The 6,544-nt window shown below is 42.1% G+C and carries 2 protein-coding genes; both read right to left on the minus strand.

Annotated features, from left to right (window positions below; translation table 11 throughout):
• The coding region (locus tag ACE1CM_RS25420) for a condensation domain-containing protein (RefSeq protein ID WP_374881558.1) at nucleotides 1-991 on the minus strand (991 nt) is incomplete at its 3' end.
• Nucleotides 988-6,522: an SDR family NAD(P)-dependent oxidoreductase gene (locus ACE1CM_RS25425; protein WP_374881561.1), complete on the minus strand. Its 5,535-nt coding sequence runs from the start codon at nucleotides 6,520-6,522 to the stop codon at nucleotides 988-990. The genes ACE1CM_RS25420 and ACE1CM_RS25425, both read right to left, overlap by 4 nt.
• Nucleotides 6,523-6,544: the final 22 nt, after the last annotated feature.

The following is a 6,544-nucleotide window of genomic DNA, read 5'->3' on the forward strand; positions in this document are numbered from 1 at the left end:
CAAACGCTGCCAGCAGGGTCATAAATAGGGTACTGCCATTGTCTTCACTCAGCTTTTCCAATTGTTGCGTCAACTGCTGATCGAGTGCAAAAGTCTGAGTGTGTCCGCGATAAGTCTGCACGGGTGGGCGAGGGCGATCGCAGGGCAATGCCAACAAATAGGGCGCTCCCGTTAACTGTTTTTGCCAATATTGCAGTTGCTTGTGTTGCACTTCTCCAGTCAACCACTGCCGCTGCCAAAGGGCAAAATCAGCGTACTGTACAGATAACTCAGGTAAGGGACTTGGTTTTCCCTGACTATAGGCTTGATAGAGGGCAAATAGCTCTTGGACGAATACTGCAAGTGACCAACCATCAGAGATAATATGGTGCAGGGTAATTAGCAGCACCGACTCTTGAGGTGTCAGTTGCAATAAAGTGACCCGCAATAGGGGGCCTTGAGACAGGTCAAAGGGAGTATGAACTTCTTGTTGAATGTAATTTTGTACTTGCAGATCCTGCTCTTGTTGTGGCAAGTGCTGCCAATCCATCTCCACAATTTGTAACGTAGCTTCAGGCTCAATTACCTGTATCGGTTTACCATCAACTGATGGAAAGTGGGTGCGTAAGACTTCATGGCGGTCAATAATTTTAGCGATCGCTTGCTTGAGGGCTGAGACATTCAGATCCCCAGTCATTCTGACTGCTTTAGGGACATTGTATGTCGCACTTTTTTCTTCTAGCTGGTCCAAGAACCATAGTCGTTCTTGAGCAAAGGATGAGGGTAACGGTTGCTCATTTCTTGGCACTGGGACAATTGGCTGAAGATAAAAATTAAAATCTGAATTGGCTTTTTGTAAAAAATTGATAATTTCTTCCTTAAACTCAGCCAATTTACTCCGTATATCTGCTGTTAAAATCCCTTCGGTAGCGTCACACAATAACCTTCCATTCTCAACCGATAGCTTTATATCTTTACTTGCTAAATCCGACAAAAATGCTTTTATTTTCATAGCTCTATTCTTTCCCTTTTCTTGACTTTATCCTTAGGTAATTCTTGTAGCTTTTGTCTTAAATACAAATTGCTACTTTCACGGATAGTTTCCAGGCTATCACTTAATTTTGCCACTGTAGGACTCTCAAATAATGTCCTAACTGGGACTTCAAAATTGAATATTTGCTGCAAGCGGGAAACTAATTGGGTCGCCCGCAAGGAATTGCCACCCAGTGCAAAAAAGTTGTCGTGTATACTTACTTTTGAAACACTTAGCAGTTCCTGAAAAATTTCTACTAACTGACTCTCCAGTTCATTGCGTGGTCTTGTCTGTTCAGCAATACTCTGACGACTTGCATCAATGCTAACCAGTTGCTCTCGATCGATTTCTCCAGTCTCAGTTAGAGGCATTTCTGCCAGTTGATACCAGTGGCAGCTACTGATTGTACCAAAGCGATCGCGCACCTGCAAACTATGGGATGGGCTGACAGACAATGCTTTAGTTTTAGGAGTCACATAAGCAGTTAAATGCTGCAAAGCTTGCAAATTTGATGTAAAGTATCTAACATTTGGCTGATTGCCGTCTAGACCGATCAGCACACTCCTCTGACGATGAGAGAGTGCAACTAATAAGGAGTTGATCCCCTCTGTAGGAGCAATCGCGAAGTAACCTTTGGCACGGCTAAATTCCTGCATTTGATAGCCTTGGCTCATGCCAGTCTCATTCCACATACTCCAGGTTAAGCAATAGCTTTGTAAGAGACTGTGGTTTCTTTGGTAAGCACAAAAAGTTTCGATAAAACTATTGGCGGCAGCGTAAGCACCAACTGATGTACCACCAAAGAAACTATTGACTGAAGAGAAGTTGATCAAGAAACCGTTTGGATTATCTTTGATCAGTTGATGCAACACCCAAGTCCCTATTACTTTAGGACGAAGCACTCTGGCGACAGACTCCGGAGTTTCCGATCTCAAGAGTTTCTCCTGAAAAATTCCCGCTAGATGGATGATCCCATCAAGTTGTCCACCCAGTTTGGAGATCGTCTTTGTGACCACCGACTTTAACTGTGCTTCATCGCAGATATCTACAGCTTCATAAATCACCGCTCCTGGTAATTGCTGCAATTGCTGGTAAGAGCGAATTTTCTTCGAGACTTGATCTTCACACCCTAGTTCAGTCTCCCAAGTGCTTTTTTTGGGTAGAGGAGTCCGACCGACCAACAGCAACCGAGCCTGGTAATTTTCCAGTAGGTACTTAGCAATCTCAAACCCGATGCCTCCCAGTCCACCCGTAATTAAATAAATTTGACCTTTTTTAAAAGGTATATCTTGTTTGCTTTCATGCTCAAAATCAACTTTTTCTAAACGAGAAACAAACCTATTTTTCTCTCGATAAGCAACTTCCCACTCTTGAGAAAGAACACAAAGTTCTTGTAGCAAATACGCTGCATTCAACTCATGTTCAGCTATAGGTAAATCGATGTGGCGACACCTCATCCAAGGGAGTTCCTGGGTAATAGTTTTGAGTAAGCCCAACACTGTAGCTTTCTCATAAGCGATCGAGTCAGTTGATGCAAGAGCTTGGCTATGGCTAGCAACAAATAGTAACTGAATAGGAGACTCTGGACCCTGTTGTTCCTCTAGGGCTTGCACTAAAAATAGTAAGCTGTATAGTCCCTGTTGTTGAGCCGATTCAAGCAGATATGGGTGTGAAATTTCCCCGTACTCCTCATAGTTACATAAGTGGAGAATATTTTCAACTACTATTTTATGACTTGCTAATACTGTTAATAAGCGTTGATAGTGCAGTTTGTCTCCAAGATTTAGCACATAATGCTTAGGACTAATTTCGCTAAAACTATTCCCTGCTTCTACTTGAATACAGATCTGATGATGAAATTCCAATTGCTGACAAACTGATTTTCCTAACCCTAACGAGTCCATGAAAACTAAAGTTGCACCCCAGGCATTCAAGAAAACATTAGTTTTAGCTTGCTGCTTGCACCATTTTTTTTGGTAAAACCAATCAGGAATCGTGTTGGCGCGTTCTAAATGAATATCAATCGTTTTGATCGCATCTTTAAAATTGCCAGACTCCAACATCTTTTTGAGTTGCATTCGCTGAATTTTACCACTGGTGGTTTTAGGAAATTCTTCACGAGATATTGGAATGACATAAAGGGGTTCAATTCCGAGCTGACGTGATATTTCTCTTTGAATATTTTTGAGCGGGTTGATGTAGCTTTCTAGTTGGAACTTTTTGGGGGTAAAGAAGACGACCAGCCCTTCTGTTCCCGTTTCTGGATTATTTAGACCAATAGCACCAACATAAGTAGGTTCTACTCCCTCAATCTGATTAACAATCTCCTCAATTTCATAGCAATAGTAATTAATGCCGTTAATAATAATAATTTCCTTCTTGCGACCCGTTAAGACTAGCCGACCCTCTTTGATAAAGCCTAGATCTCCTGTATTAAACCAACCCTCTCTTACGAATGCTTCAGAGTTAGCCGCTTGATTATTCAGATAACCTGGAGTAACGATCTCACCTTTAATTTGCAACTGACCAATCATCCCTTCGGGTAAAAGTTGGTTATTGGTGTCTACAATTCGGATTGCGACTCCTGGCAATGGTCGCCCCAGGTCAGTAAATTCGATCGCATCAGTTTCAGTCGCTTCTGCTTTTACCAGTTGACTGTCAAGAGAATATTTTTGAATACGATGGATACAGGTTTCACGATCAAATTGATTTTGATAAGTAATACAGGTGCATAACTCTGCCATGCCATAGGCGGGTTGCATAGCTTGAGAAGGCACTCCAAACGGAGCCACCCGCTTGAGAAATTCCTGCACGACTTTGGGAGTTACCTGTTCTCCTGCATTCATAAAGAATTTTATGGAAGAAAGAACCCAAGTTTTGTGAATATTTTTAGTGAGGGCATCCCTCGCTAATTGAAATCCAAAATTAGGTGACCAAGTGTGAGAAACCTGATATTTTTCGATTAAATCTAACCACTTTAGGGGGTTTGCTAAGACTACATTAGTGGCTACCTCTATTTGCTGACAACCCAAATAAGTATCTTTGAAATGACAAGTCAGCAATGGCACAACGTGATCTACAGGCAGCCAGTTCAGACTAATATTTTCTGAACTATATCCATTGAATTGTTGAACAGCATGGATATGAGTAACAATTCCTTTGTGTGTTTCTTGAATTAATTTTGGAATACCTGTGCTGCCTGAAGTTAATTGTATAAATGCCACATCTTCCGGCAAACTGTGATGAAATCTGGAAGTAGGGGAATAATCTCTCATTTGCTCTAGCAATATCACTTGCCATCCTGAGATGGATAACAACTTGCTGAGATTTTGCAATGGCTCTCTCAAAGATTCGCTTGCTAATATAGGCGGGCAATCCAATAATTTCCAGGTCTCGTACAATTTTTTAACCACCGCATTTTTCTCTTGATAACTACCTGCTACTGCTACGGTAACAGGTTGAATACCACCGAGAATGCATCCCCATAATGCTGAAAAGTAATCGCGTAAGGATTCTATTTGCAGTAGAATTTTATCTCCTGCTTTTAAACCTTGATGGTGTAAGCCATTTAAAATACATTGAGCTTCTTCTAATAAGCTCCCGTAAGTTTGGTAAACTTCTTCTCCATTACAGAGAATATAAACGATCCCTTTTTTCGGATGTCGAGTTGCAGTTTGAAGCAATGCCTCTATTAAAGTTTTAGGTGTTGCTTCTGGTATAGTCAATTGACCCCCATCACTCATCGCTGGCACTGTAGATTCAAGATTCACAGGTGGGGGAATGATTTCTATGTCCGATCTGCTATTAACTTGGGGATGGAAAAAAGTTCCAGTCAAAGTAGTATCGGGCAGTAAATCTGATAGGTGTAATCGTGGAGGTGAACAACCCTGATTCTCCTGAACGAGTACAGCGACTTGCTCGATTTCGGGCAGCGATCGTAACTTTTGTTCCCAATCTTCCACTAATTGAGAATCAATCACTTCCAAACTGGCTAGAGCTTGTTCATCTACTTGTCCGTTAGCAGTGAATGGCAAGTTAGATACTGGTACATAGGCATACGGTATCCTGTAGATCGGCAACTGAGATTGTAAATGGGAATGAAGCAATGCAGGGGAGAAAGACTCGGAAGCAACCACATAAGCTACTAGATCTCTTTGCCGCATCATGACATGGCAATCTTTAACTCCAGCAGTGGTTAATAAAACTCGTTCTATCTCCTGCAGTTCTAAACGATATCCTTTGACCCATGCCCTTCTTTCTAAGAAGCCCAGTAATTCCAAAGAACCGTCAAATCGACGACGCCCCCACTCCCCTGTCTTGAATAACCAACCCAGTTGAGGATGTTTGATAAAGCCAACTGCTGGTATTTGTTGTTCTTCCTGTAAGGGGGGATTCTTAGGTAAATGGAAACCACCGATATAAATCTCTCCTTTAACAATTGGCGGGACTGGTTCTCCATTGAGATCTAAGACGTAGACTGAAAAATAAGTAGGGAAGCCTGCGGTTACAACTTCTGTGTTCTGACCTGATTGACAAAGCCAAAAACTCACCTCGGCAGCTATTTCTGGCAGATTATATAGATATAGCAAAGAGCAATTTAAGAGTTGATGGCAGACTTCTACGTCCGACTGGTATAGTGGCTCTCCTGAGCATAACAGCCAACGTAAATGAGAGAGTTGACTCGCCGTTTCCTGGTTTAAGTAAGCAAGGAACGTTGATAATTGTGAAGGCAAGAAGTTAACGATGCTAATTTTTTGTTGAGTAATAAGCTGTTGCCAAGCTTTAGGATTGTCAAATTCTTGGGGAGGTAAGATGACTACACACCCTCCAACCCCCAACGGCAAAAATAGCTCCCGTACTGCACTTTCCTGAACTAAGGAAGCTTGTTGTAATACCGTCTCTCCTGGAGACAGAGAAACTTGACGTTGCAGCCAATAGAGACGAGAACTCACGGCTTGATGTTCTACCAAGATACTTTGACCAACTGAGTAAATTACATAAGCTGGTTTTTCGGGAGTAATAACAACCTCTGGATTTTGTCGGTTTTGTTGAGCAATTGCGCCCCAATCTGAGTCTAGCGAGATCGCCAAGATATTATGTTCTGAGCAACGACCTCGATATTTTTGTTGAGTCAAGAGTACGGGAATCTTTGCTTCCTGCAAAAGAGCGGCGACTTGATGAACGGGTTCGCTCGGCTCAATCGGGACATAAGTTGCGCCTGCTTTAAGAATTCCCAACACTCCTACTACCATTTCGATTGAGGGTTCTATTAATACACCCACTCGCCCATCTAATCCGATTGCCAAACGCTGTAAATAATGAGCTAACTGATTAGCTCGCTCATTCAACAGTCGATAAGTCAGTTGTTGATCTCCAAGTACCACTGCTATAGCATCCGGAGTACGCGCCACCTGCTCCTCAAACAATTGATGAACGCATTGATTCACCCCAATTTCTCTCACCCAATTATTTTCTGGTGATAGTAATTGCTGTCTTTCGACCGGGTTCAATAGGGGTAATTGCTCTATTTTC

Origin of the sequence: Microseira sp. BLCC-F43 (assembly GCF_041929235.1) — a bacterium.
Taxonomy (GTDB): Bacteria; Cyanobacteriota; Cyanobacteriia; order Cyanobacteriales; family Aerosakkonemataceae; genus Microseira.